The sequence below is a fragment of the Parvibaculum indicum genome, from assembly GCF_011762095.1.
Taxonomy (GTDB): Bacteria; Pseudomonadota; Alphaproteobacteria; order Parvibaculales; family Parvibaculaceae; genus Parvibaculum; species Parvibaculum indicum.
On record NZ_JAASQO010000002.1, the window covers coordinates 197,969 to 218,428 of the forward strand.

Here is a 20,460-nt window from a genome sequence, read left to right on the forward strand (position 1 = left end):
TAGCGCATGGGGGGATGAAAGGCCAGCGCACTTTGCAAACGGCGGATCCCCTGCCGATTCGCCCTCTTCCGTCATTGCGGGGAGGCCAGGCCGACGACGCAATCCAGCACGGGATTTGCCGCCCTGGATTGCCGCGCGCCCCGACGGGCGCTCGCAGTGACAAAGGAAAAGGGCGGCCCGAGGACCGCCCTTTCCGCATTCCGTAACGCCGATTCGGCTCAGAAGTTCATGCTCTTGGCCGAAACAACATTCGGCAGGGCCTCGATCTTGTCGAGCACGTCCTGTTTGACTTCGCTGTCCACCTCGATGAGGCAGATGGCGCCGCCACCTTCCTTTTCGCGGCCGAGATTGAAGTTGGCGATATTGATGCCCGCTTCGCCCAGCGTGGAGCCGATGGAACCGATGAAGCCCGGCTTGTCATTGTTGGTGACATAGAGCATGTGCTCGCCGAGGGCTGCTTCCATATCCACGCCCTTCACCTGAATGAGACGCGGCAGTCCGCCCGTGAAGACCGTCCCGGCAACCGAACGCTCCTGACGCTCCGTCTTCACGGTGAGGCGGATATAGGTTTCATACGCGCCCTGCTGCTCGCGCTTCACCTCTTCCACCTTGATGTCGCGTTCCTTCGCGATCACCGGGGCGGAGATCATGTTGACGTCCGACAGCAGCGGCTTCAGCAGACCGCAAAGCAGCGCGTTCGTCAGCACGCGCGTGTTCATCTCCGCGACATCGCCTTCATACTCGATCTTGACGCCGGAAATGCCGGTCTCCGTCGCCTGGCCGGCGAAGGAGCCGAGCTGTTCGGCAAGCTTGATGAAGGGCGAGAGCTTCGGCGCTTCGTCGGCGGAGACCGCCGGCACGTTGATCGAGTTCACGATCGCGCCCGTCAGCAGATAGTCCGAAATCTGTTCGGCCACCTGAAGCGCCACGTTTTCCTGCGCTTCGGAAGTGGAAGCGCCCAGATGCGGCGTGCAGACGACGTTTTCCATGCCGAACAGCGCATTGTCCTTGGCCGGCTCTTCCTCGAACACGTCGAGCGCCGCGCCCGCGACCTGACCGCTTTCCAGCGCCGCCTTGAGATCGGCCTCGACGATGAGACCGCCGCGCGCGCAGTTGATGATGCGCACGCCCTTCTTGCACTTCGCCAGCGCCGCGCCGTCGATGATGTTGCGCGTCTTGTCGGTAAGCGGCGTGTGCAGCGTGATGAAGTCCGCGCGGCCCAGCAGCTCGTCGAGCTCGACCTTCTCGATCCCCATATCGCCCGCGCGCTCCGGCGTCAGGAAGGGGTCGAAGGCGACGACCTTCATGCGCAGGCCCTTGGCGCGGTCGATGACGATGGAGCCGATATTGCCCGCACCGATGACACCGAGCGTCTTGCCGGTGACTTCGACGCCCATGAATTTCGACTTTTCCCACTTGCCCGCATGGGTGGAAGCGTTGGCATCCGGGATCTGGCGGGCAAGCGAGAGCATCATCGCGATGGCATGCTCGGCGGTGGTGATGGAATTGCCGAAAGGCGTGTTCATCACGATGACGCCGGCCGCCGTCGCGGCGGGAAGATCGACATTGTCGACGCCGATACCGGCGCGGCCGACGACCTTCAGCTTCTTCGCGGCTTCGATGACGGGCGGCGTCACCTTGGTCGCGGAGCGGATGGCGAGACCGTCATACTCGCCGATGATCTTGATGAGCTCTTCCTTGTCGAGGCCGGGCTTCACGTCGACCTCGATACCGCGATCCTTGAAGATCTGCGCGGCGGCGGGGGAAAGCTTGTCGGAAATCAGAACCTTGGGCATTCATGCCTCCCTGGAACTTCTGGGTTCAATTGAATTCAGTGATCGTCATTGCGCGGCTGCATCGAGCGGGAGCAATCATCCTTCGAGACGGCCCTTCGGGCCTCCTCAGGATGAGGGCTGTTTTTCCGCCTCCTCATGCTGAGGAGCGGCGAAGCCGCGTCTCGAAGCACCTCGCAATGACGGGAACTGTGTCTGGAAAACTCAGGCCGCTTCGAGCGAGGCGAGCGCTTCGGCGAAGGCCCAGTCGAGCCAGGGCATCAGCGCTTGCATGTCGGACACCTCGATGGTGGCGCCCGCCCAGATGCGAAGACCGGCCGGTGCGTCGCGATAGCCGTTCACATCCATCGCCACGCCTTCGCTTTCGAGCAGCGAGGACATCTTCTTGGCAAACGCCGCCTGATCGTCCTCGGAGAGCGAGGCGACCTTGGGGTCCACGACCTTGAGGCAGACGGAGGTGTTGGAGCGCGTCTCCACCTTCTCGGCGAGGAAGTCGACCCACGGCGTCCGCTCGACCCATTCCGCTATCACCGCGGTATTGGCGTCGGCGCGCGCGATGAGCGCCTTCAGCCCGCCGATGGAATCGGCCCAGTCCAGCGCGTCGATATAGTCTTCCACGCAGAGCATGGAGGGCGTGTTGATCGTCTCGCCCTTGAAGATGCCTTCGATGAGCTTGCCACCCTTGGTGAGACGGAAGATCTTCGGCAGCGGCCATGCGGGCGTGTAGCTTTCCAGCCGTTCCACCGCGCGAGGGCTGAGGATCAGCACGCCATGCGCGGCCTCGCCGCCCAGCACTTTCTGCCAGGAGAAGGTGACGACATCGAGCTTCGGCCAGGCGAGATCCTGCGCGAAGGCGGCCGACGTCGCATCGCAGATCGTCAGGCCTTCGCGGTCGTCGGCGATCCACTCGCCGTTCGGCACGCGCACGCCGGAGGTGGTGCCGTTCCAGGTGAAGACGACGTCGTTCTTGAAATCGACCGCGCCGAGATCGGGAAGCTGACCGTATTCGGCCTTCAGCGTGCGGGCGTTTTCGAGCTTGAGCTGCTTGGCGACATCGGTGACCCAGCCCTGCCCGAAACTTTCCCAGGCGAGCATGTCCACACCGCGCGCACCGAGAAGCGACCAGAGCGCCATCTCGACGGCGCCCGTGTCGGACGCGGGAACGATGCCGATCTTGTAGTCGGCGGGCACGTTCAGCACCGCGCGCGTCTTCTCGATGGCGTCGGCAAGACGGGCCTTGCCGGGCTTCGAGCGATGGCTGCGGCCGAGAACGGCGGATTTGAGATTTTCGAGGGCCCAGCCGGGGCGCTTCGCGCAGGGGCCGGAAGAAAAGTGCGGATTAGCCGGACGCACGGCCGGACGCTCTTGAGCGGTCATATAGCTATCCTCTCAGATAGTTTGCCCCTCGTTGGGGAGGGGTGTCCCGCCGCAATAGCTATGCTTGCGCCCGGAGGAAGTCAAATGGATGTCGCGTGAAACAGGGCCGCGAAAATGTGAAACATCCCGCCCGCCCGGTCGCCTCCCTGAAAAAACCGCATTAGGCTGCCAAAAAGCCGCCCCTCCCCCCTGCGACGAAATTTTCATGACCTCACGCCCCCTATCTCACTGGATCCTGCTCGCCCTGCTCGTCTTCTGCTGGGGCTCGGCCTTCGCCTTCACCAAGCTGGCGCTCAGAGGCATGACGCCCGAATGGGTGATGGCGCTGCGCCTCGGGTTCGGCGGCCTGCTCCTCCTGGCGCTGCTGCTGTTCAGCAATAACAGGCTGACCGCCCGCTGGCGGGACTGGCGATGGTTCGTCGCGCTCGGCCTTGTCGGCAATATCCTCCCCTTTTTCGCCATCAGCTGGGGGCAGCAGCAGGTTCCTTCCGCGCTGGCGGGCATCCTGATCGGGTTCGTGCCGCTGGCCACGCTCGCGCTGGCGCATTTCTTCGTGCCGGAAGAACGGATCACGCTGCCCCGATTCGCAGGATTTTCGATCGGGTTCGCCGGGCTCGTCATCGTGATCGGCCCCGGCGCCCTCACCAGCCTGGCAGGCGACGGAGCGATACTGATGGGCGAACTGGCCGTGCTCGCCGGGGCGTTCTGCTTTGCCTGCAACAATGTGCTGGCCCGGCGCGCGCCCGACATGCCGATCATCGCGAAATCGACCGGCGTCCTCACCGCGGGCGCGGTCGCGGGGCTTCTGGTCGCAAGCACCGTCACGCCGCCGGCCCGGCTGATGGAGGCGGGCGCGGTGCCGCTGCTGAGCGCGGCGGGGCTCGGCTTTCTGTCGACGGGGCTCGCCGCGCTGGTGTTTTTCCGGATCGTCGACCGGGCGGGCGCGACCTTCGTGGCGCTGTCGAACTATCTGGTGCCCGCCTTCGCCGCGCTGGCGGGCTATGCGCTGTTCGACGAGGAACTGACGCTCCGCACACTGATCGGGCTTGCGCTCATTCTCGTCGGCATCGCGGTCAGCGAATGGCGCCGCCGTCGCGCCTAGAGCAGGATGGCCGCACCGACGCTGACCACCATGAGAAGGGACGCCGTGACCGCGACAAGGCGCATCGCACGTTCGTTATGCGTGAACCGGCGGATGGCGTCGCCGCCCATGCCCCAAAGCGAGGTAGCCGCCACCATCGTCCCAAAGCAGAGCGTGCCGAGCAATGCGGCCTGGGGCAGATAGGCCGTGCCCGGCGTGACGAAGCTGGAAAACACCATGCCGACCTGGACATAGGCTTTCGGATTGACCGGGTGAAGGCCTGCGCCCGCCCAGAAGGACGGCGCGATCTCATGCGCACTCCCGCCAAAGCCCGCCCGGGCGAGTTTCCACGCCAGCCAGCAGATATAGACGAAGCCGACGATCTTCATCGCCAGAAAGAGCTTCGGCGCGGCCACGAAAAGCGCCCCGAGCCCCGCCGCGCCCGCCGCGACGACGGCAAGCCCGCCGAGCCAGACGCCGAGGAGATAGGGCAAGGCCCGCGAAAGCCCCACCGAGGCGCCGACCGACAGCATGCTGAGATTGGCCGGGCCCGGCGTGAAGCTCATTGTACAGATGAAAAGCGCAGCAAGCGCCAGGGCGTCGCCATGCATGACCACACCTGCCTTCGATTGAGAAGCGACGTAAAACTCAGAGCGAGAATTCGCCCTTGAGATAATCCACGCAGCGACCGCGAATGATGACGCGCTCGCCCGCATCCGTGCACCAGACCGTGCCGCCCCGCGCCGACACCTGGCGCGCGACGAGATCGGGCTTACCGAGTTTCTTCGCCCAGTAGGGAACGCTGGTGCAGTAGGACGAGCCGGTGACCGGGTCTTCGTCGATGCCATGGGCCGGGGCGAAGACGCGCGAGACGAAATCGAACTCCGATCCCTCCTCCGCTTCCGCGCTGACGATCAGCACCGCGTTGAAGGGCGTCAGGATCCGTTTCAGCGCCGCGAAATCCGGCTTCAGCGCGCGCACTTCATCCGCGCTGTCGAAAACCGCCATGACATTGGGCGTGCGGACATAGATGCGCGGCTTGATGCCCAGCGCATCGGCGAGCCCCGCCGGCTCCGGCATGGGCCTGGGCGTCGCCGCCGGAAAATCCATCGCATATTTGTCGCCCTCGCGCGTCACGATCAGTTCGCCGCTGCGCGTCCGGAAGGAAATCCGCGGGGCGTCGTAGCCCAGATGCGTGTAGAGCACATGCGAGGTGGCCAGCGTCGCATGGCCGCAAAGCTCGGCCTCCACGGTCGGCGTGAACCAGCGCAGATGGAACCCCTCGCCCTCCGGCACGAAGAAAGCGGTCTCGGCCAGATTGTTCTCCGCGGCGAGCGACTGCATCGCCTCGTCGGGCAGCCATTCCTTAAGCGGCACCACGGCGGCGGGATTGCCCTCGAAAACGCGATCGGCAAAGGCATCCACCTGATAGAGGGGCGTCGTCATCTCTCACTCCTTGACCGGATTGTATCGATACAATCCGGCGATATATGGCTTTTTCAGAGCTATTTTCGGTGCAATTGCGCCGTTCGAGTAATATGATGGGGACAATATCCGCAGACAATGTATTTATTGTACCCATGACAATTTACAGTTTCGACCTCGACGATATCACCGCCCGCCCCGGTCCGCGCTACCGCGCCATCGCCGATTCGCTGCGCGACGCCATCGCCGGGGGCCATGCCGAGCCGGGCGCGCAACTGCCGCCCATGCGCCGGCTCGCCTATGCGCTCGGCGTGACGGTGGGCACGGTGACGCGCGCCTATGCGCTGGCGGCGAATCGGGGCGAGGTGACGGGCGAGGTCGGGCGCGGCACCTTCATCGCCGGCGCGGAAACGCAATCGCGCGGCAACAGGGGCGTCGGCTCGGCGGCCTTCGTCACCCTGCCGGAGGGAACCGAGATCGCCATGAAGGCGGCCTTCGCGCCCACCGTGGGCCAGACCGACATCGTGTCCCGCGCACTCGCCGCCACCATGGCCGAACCGCGCCCGGCGGAAGAACCCTTCAACGTCTATCTCGCGCCCGGCGGCAGCCCGCGCCATCGCGCGGCGGCGGCGCAATGGCTCGCCCATGGCGACTTCGCGCCGGAGGCCGACGACATCGTGGTCTGTTCCGGCGCCTCGCAGGGCATCCTCACCGCCATCCTCGCCACCACCGCGCCGGGCGATGTCATTCTCGCCGAAGAGATGACCTATCAGGCGATCACGCAGCAGGCCGCGCTGATGGGACGGCGCATCGTCGGCGTGGAAATCGACGCGGAAGGGATCGTGCCGGAGGCGCTGGCCCGCGCCGCGAAGGAACACGCCCCCGCCGCGCTCTTCATCGTGCCCAATCTGCAAAACCCGACCAGCGCGGTGATGGGCGAAGCACGGCGCCGGGAAATAGCGGAGATCGCCCGCGCGCATGAGATCGCCATCATCGAAGACGATGTCTATGGCGCGCTGCTGCCCGAGAGGCCCTTGCCCATCGCCTGTTTCGCGCCGGAGATCAGCTTTTTCGGCACCAGCCTCGCCAAGACGCTGGGCTCGGGCCTGCGCATCGGCTTTCTGGTGCCGCCCCGACAGATGCTCGACCGCGCCCGCGCCATTCAATTCGGCTTCGGCCAGACCGTCCCGCCCCTGATGGCGGACCTCGCCGCGACGCTCATCGAAAGCGGCGAAGCCCGCACGCTGTGCGGGGCGATGCGCGCGGAAGTGGCCGAACGCCACCGGCTGACGAAAGACGCGCTGGCGGGCTACACGCTCCGCCAGCACGACGCCTCGCTTTATGTCTGGGTGGAACTGCCGGAGATATGGCGCGCGCATCATTTCGTGGAAGCGGCCCGCGCCAAGGGCCTCGCCATCGCCGCGGGCGACGATTTCATGGTGGGGCGGACGGACCGCACCTCGCGCCATATCCGGCTGGCAATCGGCCAGCCCGCATCGCGCGATCAATTGTCGAAAGGTCTCGCCATCCTGCGCGAGCTGCTCGAAACCGGCCCGCTCTCCACCCCGCTAGTGGCGTAGCATCGAGCCCATTTCGGGCGTCTCGTCCTCATCCGGCAGGGCGAGAAAATTGAGCGGCCCATGCCCCTGGCCGAAGCCCGGCGCGGTGCGGATCGCCTCATGCACATAGTCGCGCGCCGCCTCCACCGCCAGCACGATTTCCACGCCCTGCGACAGCAGCGCCGCGATGGCGGAGGCGAGCGCGCAGCCCGTGCCATGGGTGTGGCGCGTGTCGATGCGCGGGCTCGTCATCGTATGGATCGCCTCCTGCGTCGCCAGCACATCGGTGACGATCGCCCCTTCCAGATGGCCGCCCTTGATGAGGACCGCATCCGCGCCGAGACCGAGCAGCGCATCGGCCGCCGCCTTCTGGCCGTCCAGCGTCTTGATCTCGCGGCCCGTCAGCACTTCGGCTTCCGGCACGTTGGGCGTAAGCAGCGTGGCCATGGGAATGAGGACCTGGCGCATGGCGTCGACGGCGTTTTCCGCCAGCAGACGCGCCCCGCCCTTGGCGATCATCACCGGGTCCACCACCAGCGACGCCTCCGCCGCGCCCGCCTCGATCTCGGCGGCCGTGCCCTCGATGATCTCCACGCCGTGCAACATGCCGGTCTTCACCGCATCCGCGCCGATGTCGGAAAGCACCGCCTTCATCTGGTCGCGCACGATCTGCGGCGGAACTTCGTGAATGCCGGTCACGCCCAACGTGTTCTGCACGGTGACGGCGGTGATCGCCGTCATGGCAAAGCCGCCCATCATGGTCACGGCCTTGATGTCGGCCTGGATTCCGGCGCCGCCGCCCGAATCCGAACCGGCCACGATCAATACGCGGCCCTTCGGCTCGCCACTGGCGTCATTGGTCATATCGCTGTTCCGGCGTTTACCGCCCGTATTCGGGCCTCAGGCGGCCCTCAAGCGGCGTTGGCTTCGATAGCCGACACAATATCGTTGACGACGGCGTTCACCAATCCCTCGTCATCGCATTCGCCCATTACGCGAATGAGCGGCTCCGTCCCGGATTTACGGATCACCAGCCGTCCGTTCTTCGCCAGCCGCGTCTCGCCTTCCCGGATCGCCTCCTTCACTTCCGCCTTGTTCAGCGGTTCGCCCTGCCGGAAGCGCACATTCCTGAGGATTTGCGGCACCGGGTCGAAGACATGGGCGAGTTCGCTCAGCGGCCTGCCCGTCGCCTTCAGCACGGACAGCACCTGCAGCGCGGCAATCAGGCCGTCGCCCGTGGTGGAGAAATCCTTGAGCACGATATGGCCGGACTGCTCGCCGCCCACATTGAAGCCGTGCTGGCGCATATATTCGACCACATAGCGGTCGCCCACCTGCGTGCGATGGAGCGACAGGTCGATGGATTTCAGGAATCGCTCAAGCCCCAGATTGGACATCACCGTCGCCACCACGCCCGGCGCGGAGAGCGTGCCCATTTCCTTCCAGTGGCGCGCGACGAGCCCCATGATCTGGTCGCCGTCGATCACCCGGCCGGTCTCGTCGGCGATGATGACGCGGTCCGCATCGCCGTCGAGCGCAATGCCGATATCGGCGCGGCGCTCGCGCACCACCTCGCACATGCGCTCGGTCGCGGTGGAGCCGCATTCGTCATTGATGTTGAAGCCGTTGGGCTCGGTCCCGACCGTCACCACTTCGGCGCCGAGTTCCCACAGCGCGGCGGGCGCGACCTTGTAGGCGGCGCCATTGGCGCAGTCGATCACGATGCGCAGGCCTTCGAGCGTGAGATCCTTCGGGAAGGTGTGCTTCACATGCTCGATATAGCGCGCTTGCGCATCGTCGATGCGCTTGGCCCGGCCCAGCTCGCGCGCATCGGCCAGATTGTCCTTCAGGCCGTTATCCATGTGGTACTCGATCTCGAGTTCCACCTCGTCGGACAGCTTGAAGCCGTCCGGTCCGAAAAGCTTGATGCCGTTATCCTCGAAGGAATTGTGCGAGGCGGAAATCATCACGCCGAGATCGGCGCGCAGGGAGCGCGTCATCATCGCGATGGCGGGCGTCGGCAGCGGGCCGAACAGGAAGACGTCCATGCCCATGGACGTGAAGCCTGCCGTCAGCGCCGGCTCCAGCATATAGCCCGACAGCCGCGTATCCTTGCCGATCACCACGCGGTGGCGGTGATCGCCGCGCCGGAACACGCGCCCCGCCGCCATGCCCACGCGCAGCGCGGTCTCGGCGGTCATCGTTCCCCTGTTGGCGGTTCCGCGGATGCCGTCGGTTCCGAAATATTTGCGCGACATGAAGGTCCTCGATGCGTCTCGATGCGGCTGCGTTACACGCCCATTGCGACAAATCGGCGGCGTCCCGATTGAAAGCCGCTCCCCGGGCTGTCCCCTCCGGACGGATCGACCGAAAGGCGGAGAACGGATTTCCCGGTCGGCCGAAATCCCGAAACAGGATTCCCCGACCGGCATCCGCTCTCGTAGCAAATATAGGGCCGCCGGCCTGCAACGCAGTTAACGATTTCTTGCCGTTTCTTTCAGTGTGGAGGCTTTCCGGCCTCATGCGCGGCCAGCACCTTCAGCGCATCCAGCAGCGGCGCGGGCTCATGCGTGCGGATCATGTCCGCCCCGCCCTGCGCGGCCAGCACTTCCGCCGCCAGCGTCGCCGCCGCCGCCTCGCCCGGCACCCGGCCCGTCACCTTGCGCAGGAAGCTCTTGCGCGACACCGAAATCAGCACCGGCAGGCCGAAACGGGCCCTGATCTCTCCGAACCGCGCCAGCACCGAAAAGGAGGTCTCGGGCGCGGACCCCAGAAAGAAGCCCATGCCGGGGTCGAGCACCACGCGCTCGGGCGCGATCCCGGCGCGGGAGAACGCCTCCAGCCGTGCCTCGAAAAAGCGGCAGATATGCTCGATCATGTCGCCTTCCGGCGCCGCGCGGCGGTCGGCGGTTCCCCGCCCCTGCACCGAATGCATGACGATGAGGCCGCAAGAGGCATCCGCCAGCCGGGGATAGAGGCTTTCATCGGGAAAGCCCTGAATGTCGTTGAGCCAGGCCACGCCGCGCTCCAGCGCGTAGACCTGCGTTTCGGGCTGGAAACTGTCGACGGAGATTTCCGCCCCCGCCTCGCCCAGCGCATCGAGCACCGGCGCGATCCGGCGGATTTCCTCTTCCGCGCTCACCGGCTTTGCATCCGGATTGGACGAGGCCGGCCCGATATCGAGCAGGTCCGCCCCCGCCGAAAGCAGCTCCCGCCCATGCGCGATGGCCGCGTCGGGCTCGAAATACCTGCCGCCGTCGGAAAAGGAATCCGGCGTGACGTTGAGAATGCCGAGAATTTTGGGGCGTCTGATCATGCCCGGTTTCTAGCACAGTCCCGGCCGACGCCAATCGGCCGGGCATGAGCGCCCGGCGAAATCGTCCGCCCCAACTTGACGGCTTGCGGAATGGATATACATTTAATTTGTATATCCATGGAGTTCGGAGCCATGAAACTCGCAAAATGGGGCAACAGCCTGGCCATACGCCTGCCCGCCAGCATCGTCGCAGCGCTCGACCTGAAGGAAGGCGACGAGGTGGAAGTCCGCGTCGGCGACGGCGAGGGGTTCCTGATCCGGCGCGACATGAGCCGGGAGACGGCCCTCAAAGAGCTGAAAGCGCTGCGGGGCCGGATCGGCCTGAAATTGCCCCGCAACCATCGTTTCGACCGGGCCGCCCTTCACGAGCGCAACCGAAAAGCTCAATGAGCGGCATCTTTCTCGACACCAATATCATCGTTTATGCGCTCGCGCAGGACGAGCCGCGCAGCGACCGGGCCATTGAACTTCTGGCAAGCGGCGCCACGGTCAGCGTTCAGGTGCTCAACGAATTCGCATCGCTGTGCAGCTCGCCGAAATTCGGCCTTGGCTGGCCGAAGATCAGCGACGCGATAAACGTCATTCGATCCCATTGCCGTATCGAAGATCTCACAATAGGGATGCATGAACGCGCGCTCGGCGTGGCGGAACGACACAAGTTCCATTTCTACGATGCGCTGATTATCGCCGCGGCGCTGGAAACGGATTGCGACACGCTCTATTCGGAAGACATGCATGACGGCATGCGGATCGAAAAGGAGCTGGAAATCGTGAATCCGTTCCGGCGCTGACGCTCCGCCCGCCCACGAAAAAGGGAGGCCGGAGCCTCCCTCAATCATTCCAATTCGTCAGGGCTCAGGTCCCCTGGGGTGCCGGGGGCACGCCCACCGGGCCGCCCTCGTCGCCCTTCTTGCCGCCCGTGGTCGGCACGGAGGACGAAGGCCCGCTGTCGGTCGGCGGCATCGGCTCGCCGCTGTCGCGGATCGGCAGCTCGCCCTTCAGCAGATTGCTGATCTCGTCGCCCGAAAGGGTTTCATATTCGAGCAGGCCCTTGGCGATGGTGTGCAGCTCGTCGATGTGATCGGTGAGGATCTGCTTGGCCGTGTTGTAGCCGTCATCGACGATGCGGCGCACTTCCGAGTCGATCATGCGCTGCGTCTCTTCCGACATGTTCTGCTGGCGCGCGACGGAATGGCCGAGGAACACCTCGTCTTCATTCTCGTGATAGGCCAGCGGGCCGAGCTTGTCGCTCATGCCCCAGCGCGTGACCATGGACTTGGCCATGTTCGTCGCCATCTGGATGTCGGAGCTTGCGCCGGACGTCACCTTTTCATGGCCGAAGATGATTTCCTCGGCGATGCGACCGCCCATGGCGACCGCGAGGTCGGCCTTGAGCTTTTCGCGCGTGATCGAAATCTGATCGCGCTCCGGCAGGCGCATCACCATACCCAGCGCGCGACCGCGCGGGATGATCGTCGCCTTGTGGATCGGATCGGAAGCCGGCTGATGCAGCGCCACCAGCGCATGCCCGCCTTCGTGATAGGCGGTCAGCTTCTTCTCTTCCTCGGTCATGACCATGGAGCGGCGTTCCGCGCCCATCATCACCTTGTCCTTGGCATCCTCGAACTCCGCCATGGTGACGAGGCGCTTGCCGCGGCGCGCGGCCATCAGCGCGGCCTCGTTGACGAGGTTGGCCAGATCGGCGCCCGAGAAGCCCGGCGTGCCGCGCGCGATCGTGCGCGGGTCCACATCCGGCGCCAGCGGCACCTTCTTCATGTGAACCTTCAGGATCTTTTCGCGGCCCATCACATCCGGGTTCGGCACCACGACCTGGCGGTCGAAACGGCCGGGACGCAGGAGCGCCGGGTCCAGCACGTCGGGACGGTTGGTCGCGGCGATCAGGATGATGCCCTCATTGGGCTCGAAGCCGTCCATCTCCACCAGCAACTGGTTGAGCGTCTGTTCGCGCTCGTCATTGCCGCCGCCGAGACCGGCGCCGCGATGACGGCCCACCGCATCGATTTCGTCGATGAAGATGATGCAGGGCGCATTCTTTTTCGCCTGCTCGAACATGTCGCGCACGCGGCTCGCGCCGACGCCGACGAACATTTCGACGAAGTCGGAACCGGAAATGGTGAAGAAGGGCACATTGGCCTCGCCCGCGATGGCGCGCGCCAGAAGCGTCTTACCCGTGCCGGGCGGACCGACAAGCAGCACGCCCTTGGGGATACGGCCGCCGAGACGCTGGAACTTCTGCGGATCGCGCAGGAAATCCACGATCTCGGTCAGGTCTTCCTTGGCCTCGTCGATACCGGCCACATCGTCGAACATGACGCGGCCATGGCGCTCGGTCAGCAGCTTGGCCTTGGACTTGCCAAAGCCCATCGCCTTGCCGCCGCCGCCCTGCATCTGCCGCATGACGTAAATCCAGACGGCGATGAGCAGCAGCATCGGGAACCAGGAGATCAGCACGCTCAGGATGGTCGGCACATCGTCTTCGGTCGGCTTGGCGGTGATCTGCACGCCCTTGTCGTAGAGACGGTCGATCAGGCTCGGATCCTGCGGCGCATAGGTGCTGAAACTCTGCCCGTTCGTGTAATGGCCGGTGATCTTTTCGCCTGAAATCGTCACATCCTGCACATTGCCCGCATCCACTTCGGAAAGCAGACGCGAGAAATTGATCTCGGATGTGGATGTTTGCTGAACAGGGCTCTGGAACAGGTTGAACAGCGCCACCAGAAGCAGCGCAATAATCACCCACAGAGCGAAATTCCTGAAATTGGACAACTCTCGGACCTTCCCTCGGCTGAACGCATACGATGTCAGCCTGTGTGCAGGCACCATGCCATGCGCGAAACGCGCGGGCCGGCGGCTTTTCGACCTTTTCTAATCTAGTGACAAGATAGTGAACCCGAAAGGGTTTACCAAGAGCCGTCACCGTCGATTGTCTCGTGAAATGCTATCAGCGCAGCCGGTAACAAGACGTTATGAGACAGGCTTAACGAACCGGAATCGCGCGAAATTTCACCTTCCCCCGGCCAATTCCCACCGCCGCCTCGCCGAAAGGCGCGGCAATGAGACGCTTACCGGCGAAAAGTGCCGGCATTGCGGCAAGCACCTGCGAGGGGACATCCGGCAGCGCCACCCCCGCCGCCCGCAGGGTTTTGAGCCCTTCGGGCCCCAGCAGATCCACCCGGTATCCGCCGCGCCGGGCCGGCGCCTCGCCCAGAAAAACGCGGAAACGCCCGTCCCAGACACCCTCGTCGCCCGGCGAAAGCGCGAGCGGGGCCGCGCCCCGCGCCGCCGCCAGCTCCCGCGTCACCGCGACATGGCGGCCCTTGTCGGCGAATTTGCAGCCCGACAGCGTCCGCCCCCGCCCGAGCCCGCCGGCCCGGACGGCGTCCAGGATCGCCCGCAGCGCCTCGTCGCGCGGCGGAAAGGCTCCGCCGCCGACCGTCCGGCCCAGCCGCGCCAGCACCCTGAGTGCGATTTCGTCGGGCGCCGCCGCCAACGCCTCGCGCTCGATCAGCGCGCTGCCCCAGTCGGTCTGGAGGCCATGGAGCGACATGAACCGCGCCGCCTCCCCGTCCAGCGCCTCGCGCGCCCGGGCCATGCGCTCGGCGGAGCGGGCAAGCGTGGCGGCATCGAGCCCGATCTCGGCCAATTGCGGCAGCGCGCGCCGCAGCCGGACCCGCTCATAACGCTCGTCCTCATTGCTGGGGTCCTGCGCGGGCGTGAGCCCCGCCTTCGCCACGCCGGCGGCAAGCCGTGCGCGCGGTACGTCGAGCAGCGGCCTGAGTAGCCGCAATCGCGGCGCCTGCCCGTCATAATCGCGCGCGGCGGCCATGGCCGAGAGCCCGTCCACCCCGCTGCCGCGCGCCAGACGCAGCAGAAACGTCTCCGCCTGATCTTCCAGATGATGCGCAAGCAGCAGATCGCCGATGCCCGCCTTGCGGCAGGCCGCCGCCATCAGCGCGTAGCGCGCCTCGCGCGCCGCCGCCTGAATGCCGTGCGACGGCTTCTTGCCCTGCCATTTCAGAATGCGGTGGGAAACGCCGAGCGCGCGGGCCTGCGCACCGGCGCGGGCGGCTTCCTTCGCGGCTTCGGCGCGGAGCCCGTGATCGACGGTCAGCGCCAGCACCGAAGCGCCCTTGCGCCGCTTCGCCCAGCGCGCGGCGTGAAGGAGAAGCGCCAGCGAGTCGGGCCCGCCCGACAGCGCCACGGCAATGTTCCGGCCCGGCGAGAGCGCATTCAGCCTTTTGTCGAATTCGCTCTGGCGCAATGCGCCTTCGCCGGACGAGGCCATGCCGCCGGTCAGCACCCGGCCTTTTGCCGCTCCCGCTGGGCGCGAGCCACAATGGCCGGAGAGGCGTTGGGGAACTTGTTGCCGAGTTCGCCGAAGACGGAACAGGCCGCGTCCTTCTGCCCGAGCACGATCATGGTCATGCCGAGCTTCAACAGGCTGTCCGGCGCCTTCTGGCTGGCCTTGTAGGTGGTGTAGCCGTTGAGAAAGGCGTCCGCCGCGTTCTTGTACTGGCCTTGCGCATAATAGGTCTCGCCCAGCCAGTATTGCGCATTGCCCGACAGCGTGTCGTTGGGATGCACCTTCAGGAATTGCTCGAAGGCGGAACGCGCTTCGCCGTAACGGCCCTGCTTCAGCAGGCCGCGCGCATATTCATACTGCACTTCGGGCGTACCTTCCGGCAGCGACACGGAAGCCGATGCCGAAGACCCGCCGCCCGAGGCAGCGTTCCCGGCGGGCATCGTGCCCAGGACGCCAGAGGAATTACCAGGTGAGGAATTCCCGGAGGAGGCGCTTCCGGACGAGGAACTTTGGGGGCTCGTGGACATCGGCGCCGCCGCCCCGCCCGACGCACCCGAACCGGCCCCGCCCTCGAGCTTGCTGAGGCGAAGATCCATATTCTGCTGAAGCTGCTGAAGCCGCTGGTCGCTCTGCTGCAAGCGGTGGCTCATCTCGTCGAGCTGTCCGGTCAGCCGGCGCACCTGATCTTCGAGCTGCAGGAGGCGGGACTGGGTATCGGCACTCGACCCGCCAATATCGCTCGTCGTCACCGCGCCCGGCGCGCTCGTACCGCCCGGCCTGCCATCCGTTGCGCCGGACCCGTTGCCGCCCTGATTCTGCCAGTCCAGCCAGTCGGGATTGTTTTCCTGCGCATGCAATCCGCCGACGCCGATCGCCGCGGCCAGAAGAACGCCTGCTGCAAGGCCCCCCGCGAGCCTTTTCCGGGTCGGGGCCTTGGTGCCTTTGAGCATATTGTCCTCAATACCGGTATCGAATCCGATCAGCGCCATCCTAGCGCCAAACAAGACGAAATTTGGGCGGTTTTCACGGCAAGTGCAAACCGCTTGTCCGAAAAGCAGCGTGCCCCCATGCGAGAGATCGCAAGGGGGCACGCATGTCGCGAGACCGAAAAAACGGTCAGCTCGTGGCGCCGCTCGTCACGACGGTGACCGACCGGCGGTTCTGCGCCCAGCAGGTCTCGGTGCTGTCGAGGCAGACCGGACGTTCCTTGCCATACGAGATGGTGCTGAGGCGGGACGCCGGAACGCCCAGGCTGACGAGATAGTCTTTCACCGCATTGGCGCGGCGCGACCCCAGACCGAGATTGTAGTCGCGCGTACCGCGTTCGTCGGCATGGCCTTCGACCGTGAAGGCCAGGTTCGGATAGGTCTTCATCCATGCGGCCTGACGCTGCAGGGTCGCACGGGCTTCGCTATCCAGCGTGGACTTGTCGGTGTCGAAGAACACGCGATCGCCGACATTGGTCACCAGATCTTCCTGGCTGCCGGGCGTAACGGTGCTCGCCGCGCCGCTGTCGATAGAGGTGGAGGGAGCGGGGGCAGCTTCTTCGTCCGTGGAGCTGCAAGCAGCCACGATAAGCATAGCGGCGGCCGCAACAGCGAACCGCAGGCCAACTTTGGGGGACTTCATTGAGGTAATCTCCTTGTGATCTCTGGCGGCCATGGCGCCTCAGCGCTCGAATTCGCGGGCGCCTCGATGAACGATCCGTTGCCGGTGGCCCGTAATATTCGCCGGCAACATTTCTCTGACATCCGCCCGTCTCTTATGGCTCCCGCCGCAGGACCGCAAGGCCTGCCGTTTGCCCGAGACCGGCGCTGTGGGTTGCTGTACCGCCACATAACATTATCCGCACCCTGACTAATCCGCAAGGAACATCCTTCAGATTGTCGCTTCGGGGTACCGCCTAGTGACATTTTTACACCAACCCTTCATCCCGCCGGAAAGGCGGCGATGAATTTCGAATTCCGTTTCCCGCCCCGCTATTGAAGCCGGGGCGACCAGGCCGGGTCGGACCCGAAACCCGTCGTCGGTACCGGCCTCTCATTGTAGCCGGTCACATCGACCGACCACAGATTGGGTCCGCCCTGCGCCCCGCGCGTCTCGCGGAAGAACATGATGACGCGGCCGTTCGGCGACCATGTCGGCGCCTCGTTGTGATAGCCCTCCGTCAGCACGCGCTCGCCGGAGCCGTCGGGCTTCATCACGCCGATCACGAAACGGCCGGACGCCATTTTGGTGAAGGCGATGAGATCGCCGCGCGGCGACCAGACCGGCGTGGCGTAGCGCCCCGTGCCGAAGCTGATGCGGCGCTGGTTCGTACCGTCCGAATTCATCACGTAGAGCTGTTGCGACCCGCCGCGGTCGGATTCGAAGACGACCTGATTACCGTCCGGCGAATAGCTGGGCGAGGTGTCGATCGCCGCGGTATCGGTGAGCTTCGTCACCCGTCGGCTGCGCAGATCCATCGTGTAGATGTCGGCATTGCCGCCGCGCTGCAGGCTCATGATGATCCGCTGCCCGTCCGGCGAGAAGCGCGGCGCATAGGTCATGCCCGGAAAATCGCCCACCGCCTCCTGCTGGCCGGTCTCGATATCGAGGATGAAGACGCGGGGATTGTTGTTCCGATAGGACAGATAGGTGATTTCCTGCGAGTTCGGGCTGAAGCGCGGCGTCAGCACCATATAGCTGCCATTGGTCAGCATCCGCGGATTGTGACCGTCCTGGTCCATGATGGCGAGCCGCTTCACGCGCTTGTTCTTCGGCCCCGACTCCGCGACATAGACGATCCGCGTATCGAAATAGCCTTCCTCGCCCGTCAGCCGCTTGTAGATCGCATCGGAAATGAGATGCGCCACGCGCCGCCAATTGTCGGGGCTGGTGAAGAACTGAAGCCCGGTGAGCTGCTGCTCGCCCAGAACGTCCCAGAGCCGGAACTCGACCCGCAGCCGCCCGTCCGTTTCCGTCGTCGCCTTGCCGGTCACCAGCGCCTGCGCATTGATGATGCGCCAGTCGCCGAAACGCGGCTGGACGTTGATCGCGCCGATCTGCTGGATGAAGGAGCGCTGCGGCAGAGGCCGGAAAAGGCCCGACCGCTCCAGATCGTTGGACACGACGGAGGCGATATCCGATCCGACCGACTTGTCGTTCTCGGTCTCGCCCATGAAATTCGTGATGGCGATGGGCAGCGGATCGACATTGCCCTGCGTGATGTCGATCTGCAGCGCGGCCCGCGCGGGCGCCGCCGCCATCGCGGCACACAGGACGACCAGACAGACGGCAAGCATCCTGCCGAGCCCCCCGGCTGCCGCCGCGACCGAAGCCTTCGATTTCATCGTCATCACGCTTCCTTTACCCATGCTGCTACCCGCCTAGCATCTGTCTTGGATCGAATGTCAGATCGATTTCGCGCCAGCTATTGTATTTGTCCGCCGGCATCTTGAAGGGCTGGCAGAGCCTGATCGCGCGCAAGGCGGCATCCGCAGCCGCGCGATAGGTCGTCCCGCCCGTAATCAGTTTCGTCCGGTCCATCAGTTCCGGCGGCTGCGCCAGCGACCCGTCCGGGCTGAGATAGACCTTGATCTTCACCACCAGCTTCTCCGCGCCCGCCGCGCCCGCCGGCACCGTCCAGCATTTGGCCATCTGCACCTTGAAGGCGTCGAGTTCCGACATGGTCAGCGGCAGGTCCGGATCGTCCGTCCGGGGCGCATCCACCTGCGCCTCGGACTGCTGTTGCGGCTGCTTGGGTGCATTGTCCTCGGGCATCTTGTTCAACAGGGCCGCCAGCCGGTTCGGATCGAAGCTCTTCTTCTTTTCCGCCGGGGCGGATTTCTGAGCCTTCTTTTCCGGTTTCGGCTTCGGCTTGGGTTTCTCCTTCGGCGCGGGCTTCGGTTCCTTCTTCGCTTCCTTGGTCGGCAAGGGCTCGGCCCTGGGTTCCGGCTTGGCCTCGGCTTTCGCCTGCTGCGTCGCTTTGGGCGCGGGCGGCGCCGGGGTCGGCTCCGGCTTCGGTTCGCTCTTGGTTTCAGGCCTTTCGGGCGCCGGCGGCTTCGGCGTCTCCTTCGGCTTTTCCACCTTCTTTTCCGTCTTCGTCTGGCGCTTCATATTGGTGAACTCGTCGATCGTGACGAGATCCACCGGCAAGGCGCGCGTCTCCACGGACGGCAGTTCGTCCGGCGAAGGAAGAACCACGATTGCCAGGCCGAGGATGGCGACATGCATCCCGACGGAATAGAGAAGCGAACTGCGCATTCCCTGAGTTACCGTTTACCTGCCCCGGAAGGCGGGCTTGTATCCGTATCCGTGACGAGCCCGACCTTGGAAAAACCGGCCGCGCTGATCCGTCCCATGATTTCCATGACCTTGCCATGCGTGACGGCCTTGTCCGCCCGCACGAAGATCCGCTGCTTGTATCCGTTCTCCCCGATGGCCAGGAGCTGATCGACCAGCTTGTCCGGATCGACCTCCGTCTCCTGCACGAACACCTTTCCATCCTTGCCGATGGTGATGGTCAGCGGCTCGGTGTCGCCGGTCAGCGGCTCGGCCTGCGTCTTGGGCAGATCCACCGGCACGCCCACCGTCAGAAGCGGCGCCGCCACCATGAAGACGATCAGCAGCACCAGCATGACGTCCACCATGGGCGTCACGTTGATCTCGCTCATCGGCGCGCGGGTATAACGCCCGCGTTGCGATCCCCTTCTCGTGTTCTGGGCGTTGAAAGCCATGCCTTACCCCCGCTCGTCGAGCTGTCGGGACAGGATGGCGGAAAACTCGTCGGCAAAGGTCTCCATACGGCCGGCGATGCGCCCCACCTGATTGGAAAAGCGGTTATAGGCCACCACCGCCGGGATCGCGGCCAGAAGGCCCAGCGCGGTCGCAAACAGCGCCTCGGCAATGCCCGGCGCCACCACCGCAAGGTTCGTGTCGCGGCTGATCGCGATGGACTGGAAGGAATTCATGATGCCCCAGACCGTGCCGAACAGGCCGACAAAGGGCGCCACCGAACCGACCGTCGCCAGGAACAGCAACCGGCTTTCAAGCGCGGAAACCTCCCGGTTGATGGTGACCTGCATCACCTTGTCCACGCGCTCCTTCAGCCCGACGAAGCTGTCGGTGGCGATGTCCTTGGAGCGGCGCCATTCGCGCATCGCGGCGATGAAAAGCGTCGAAAGCGGATGTTCGGGACGGTGCCCCATCTCCTGATAGAGATCGTCCAGCGAGCGGCCGGACCAGAAAATCCGTTCGAACTGGTCGGCGCGCCGTTCCACCCGGCCGAAGCGCCACCATTTGTCGAAAATGATGGCCCATGACCAGACCGACGCGAAAAGAAGACCGAGCATCACGATTTTCACGATGACGTCGGCGCGCATGAAAAGGCCCCAGACCGAGAAGTCCACAGGCACGGCGTCTACACCGGCATTGGCGATGACATTGGTAGCGGTAGCGGGATCCATTCAGCAGCCTCTCCTCGTACTCGAGCCTGTTGAGGGGTTGTGAGTGCAACGAGCTGTCCATAGCGCCAAGCGGCACCTGTGAAGCCCCCCAAATGCGGCTGATTTGTTCTTCCAATTATGTCAACAGCGTGGCGCAAC

General features: G+C 64.9%; 19 protein-coding genes. 4 read left to right on the forward strand and 15 right to left on the reverse strand.

The features are described 5' to 3' along the window. Nucleotides 1-218: 218 nt before the first annotated feature. Together serA and FHS78_RS03590 are read right to left on the reverse strand one after the other, a co-directional pair. Nucleotides 219-1,796 carry a phosphoglycerate dehydrogenase gene (gene serA, locus FHS78_RS03585; RefSeq protein ID WP_167090408.1) on the reverse strand — a complete coding sequence of 526 codons (1,578 nt, stop codon included), beginning with the start codon at nt 1,794-1,796 and terminating at the stop codon, nt 219-221. A gap of 201 nt (nt 1,797-1,997) precedes the next feature. Continuing rightward, nucleotides 1,998-3,170, reverse strand: a complete 1,173-nt coding sequence (locus tag FHS78_RS03590; protein ID WP_167090410.1) for a phosphoserine transaminase — start codon at nt 3,168-3,170, stop codon at nt 1,998-2,000. Between the two features lie 205 nt (nt 3,171-3,375). On the opposite strand from FHS78_RS03590, the gene FHS78_RS03595 reads away from it, so the two are divergent. Then, on the forward strand, nt 3,376-4,272 hold the full coding sequence (locus FHS78_RS03595) for a DMT family transporter (protein WP_167090412.1): 897 nt from the start codon (nt 3,376-3,378) through the stop codon (nt 4,270-4,272). Here the strand turns inward: FHS78_RS03595 and FHS78_RS03600 are convergent. Next, nucleotides 4,269-4,862, reverse strand: a complete 594-nt coding sequence (locus FHS78_RS03600; protein WP_167090414.1) for a LysE family translocator — start codon at nt 4,860-4,862, stop codon at nt 4,269-4,271. The two genes, FHS78_RS03595 and FHS78_RS03600, sit on opposite strands and share 4 nt — an antisense overlap. 37 nt (nt 4,863-4,899) lie before the next feature. Beyond that, nucleotides 4,900-5,697 carry a PhzF family phenazine biosynthesis protein gene (locus FHS78_RS03605; RefSeq protein ID WP_167090416.1) on the reverse strand — a complete coding sequence of 266 codons (798 nt, stop codon included), beginning with the start codon at nt 5,695-5,697 and terminating at the stop codon, nt 4,900-4,902. 134 nt (nt 5,698-5,831) lie between these two features. Here FHS78_RS03605 and FHS78_RS03610 point away from each other — a divergent pair, with 134 nt between their 5' ends. Further along, on the forward strand, nt 5,832-7,256 hold the full coding sequence (locus tag FHS78_RS03610; protein ID WP_167090418.1) for an aminotransferase-like domain-containing protein: 1,425 nt from the start codon (nt 5,832-5,834) through the stop codon (nt 7,254-7,256). Here FHS78_RS03610 and thiD read toward each other — a convergent pair. From thiD to folP, 3 genes are all read right to left on the reverse strand, one after another. Continuing rightward, a complete protein-coding gene (thiD, locus tag FHS78_RS03615; protein ID WP_167090420.1) occupies nt 7,245-8,099 on the reverse strand; it encodes a bifunctional hydroxymethylpyrimidine kinase/phosphomethylpyrimidine kinase in 855 nt (284 codons plus the stop codon). The two genes, FHS78_RS03610 and thiD, sit on opposite strands and share 12 nt — an antisense overlap. Nucleotides 8,100-8,146: 47 nt before the next feature. Then, nucleotides 8,147-9,493 carry a phosphoglucosamine mutase gene (glmM, locus tag FHS78_RS03620; protein ID WP_167090422.1) on the reverse strand — a complete coding sequence of 449 codons (1,347 nt, stop codon included), beginning with the start codon at nt 9,491-9,493 and terminating at the stop codon, nt 8,147-8,149. A gap of 239 nt (nt 9,494-9,732) precedes the next feature. Then, a complete protein-coding gene (gene folP, locus FHS78_RS03625) occupies nt 9,733-10,551 on the reverse strand; it encodes a dihydropteroate synthase (RefSeq protein WP_167090424.1) in 819 nt (272 codons plus the stop codon). 132 nt (nt 10,552-10,683) lie between these two features. Between folP and FHS78_RS03630 the strand changes: the two genes are divergently transcribed. Then, complete coding sequence (locus FHS78_RS03630) at nt 10,684-10,941, forward strand: AbrB/MazE/SpoVT family DNA-binding domain-containing protein (protein WP_167090426.1); 258 nt, start codon at nt 10,684-10,686, stop codon at nt 10,939-10,941. Continuing rightward, nucleotides 10,938-11,342, forward strand: a complete 405-nt coding sequence (locus FHS78_RS03635) for a PIN domain-containing protein (protein WP_167090428.1) — start codon at nt 10,938-10,940, stop codon at nt 11,340-11,342. Before FHS78_RS03630 ends, FHS78_RS03635 begins: the two co-directional genes overlap by 4 nt. Before the next feature lie 64 nt (nt 11,343-11,406). Here the strand turns inward: FHS78_RS03635 and ftsH are convergent, their stop codons facing one another. From ftsH to tolQ, 8 genes are all read right to left on the reverse strand, one after another. Further along, the gene (ftsH, locus tag FHS78_RS03640; protein ID WP_246220330.1) at nt 11,407-13,338 is read right to left on the reverse strand and encodes an ATP-dependent zinc metalloprotease FtsH; all 1,932 of its coding nucleotides are present in this window, start codon (nt 13,336-13,338) and stop codon (nt 11,407-11,409) included. A 211-nt stretch (nt 13,339-13,549) separates the two neighbouring features. Further along, nucleotides 13,550-14,872: a tRNA lysidine(34) synthetase TilS gene (gene tilS / locus FHS78_RS03645; RefSeq protein ID WP_167090432.1), complete on the reverse strand. Its 1,323-nt coding sequence runs from the start codon at nt 14,870-14,872 to the stop codon at nt 13,550-13,552. Continuing rightward, complete coding sequence (gene ybgF / locus FHS78_RS03650) at nt 14,866-15,864, reverse strand: tol-pal system protein YbgF (protein WP_167090434.1); 999 nt, start codon at nt 15,862-15,864, stop codon at nt 14,866-14,868. Before ybgF ends, tilS begins: the two co-directional genes overlap by 7 nt. Nucleotides 15,865-15,991: 127 nt before the next feature. Next, entirely contained in the window at nt 15,992-16,504 is a 513-nt protein-coding gene (pal, locus tag FHS78_RS03655) for a peptidoglycan-associated lipoprotein Pal (protein WP_167090436.1), read from the reverse strand. A 350-nt stretch (nt 16,505-16,854) separates the two neighbouring features. Then, entirely contained in the window at nt 16,855-18,207 is a 1,353-nt protein-coding gene (gene tolB, locus FHS78_RS03660) for a Tol-Pal system beta propeller repeat protein TolB (RefSeq protein ID WP_167090438.1), read from the reverse strand. 28 nt (nt 18,208-18,235) lie between these two features. Next, the gene (locus tag FHS78_RS03665) at nt 18,236-19,120 is read right to left on the reverse strand and encodes a cell envelope integrity protein TolA (protein ID WP_167090440.1); all 885 of its coding nucleotides are present in this window, start codon (nt 19,118-19,120) and stop codon (nt 18,236-18,238) included. 8 nt (nt 19,121-19,128) lie between these two features. Beyond that, nucleotides 19,129-19,593 carry a protein TolR gene (gene tolR / locus FHS78_RS03670; RefSeq protein WP_167090442.1) on the reverse strand — a complete coding sequence of 155 codons (465 nt, stop codon included), beginning with the start codon at nt 19,591-19,593 and terminating at the stop codon, nt 19,129-19,131. A 3-nt stretch (nt 19,594-19,596) separates the two neighbouring features. Continuing rightward, a complete protein-coding gene (tolQ, locus tag FHS78_RS03675) occupies nt 19,597-20,322 on the reverse strand; it encodes a protein TolQ (RefSeq protein ID WP_167090444.1) in 726 nt (241 codons plus the stop codon). Nucleotides 20,323-20,460 lie beyond the last annotated feature (138 nt).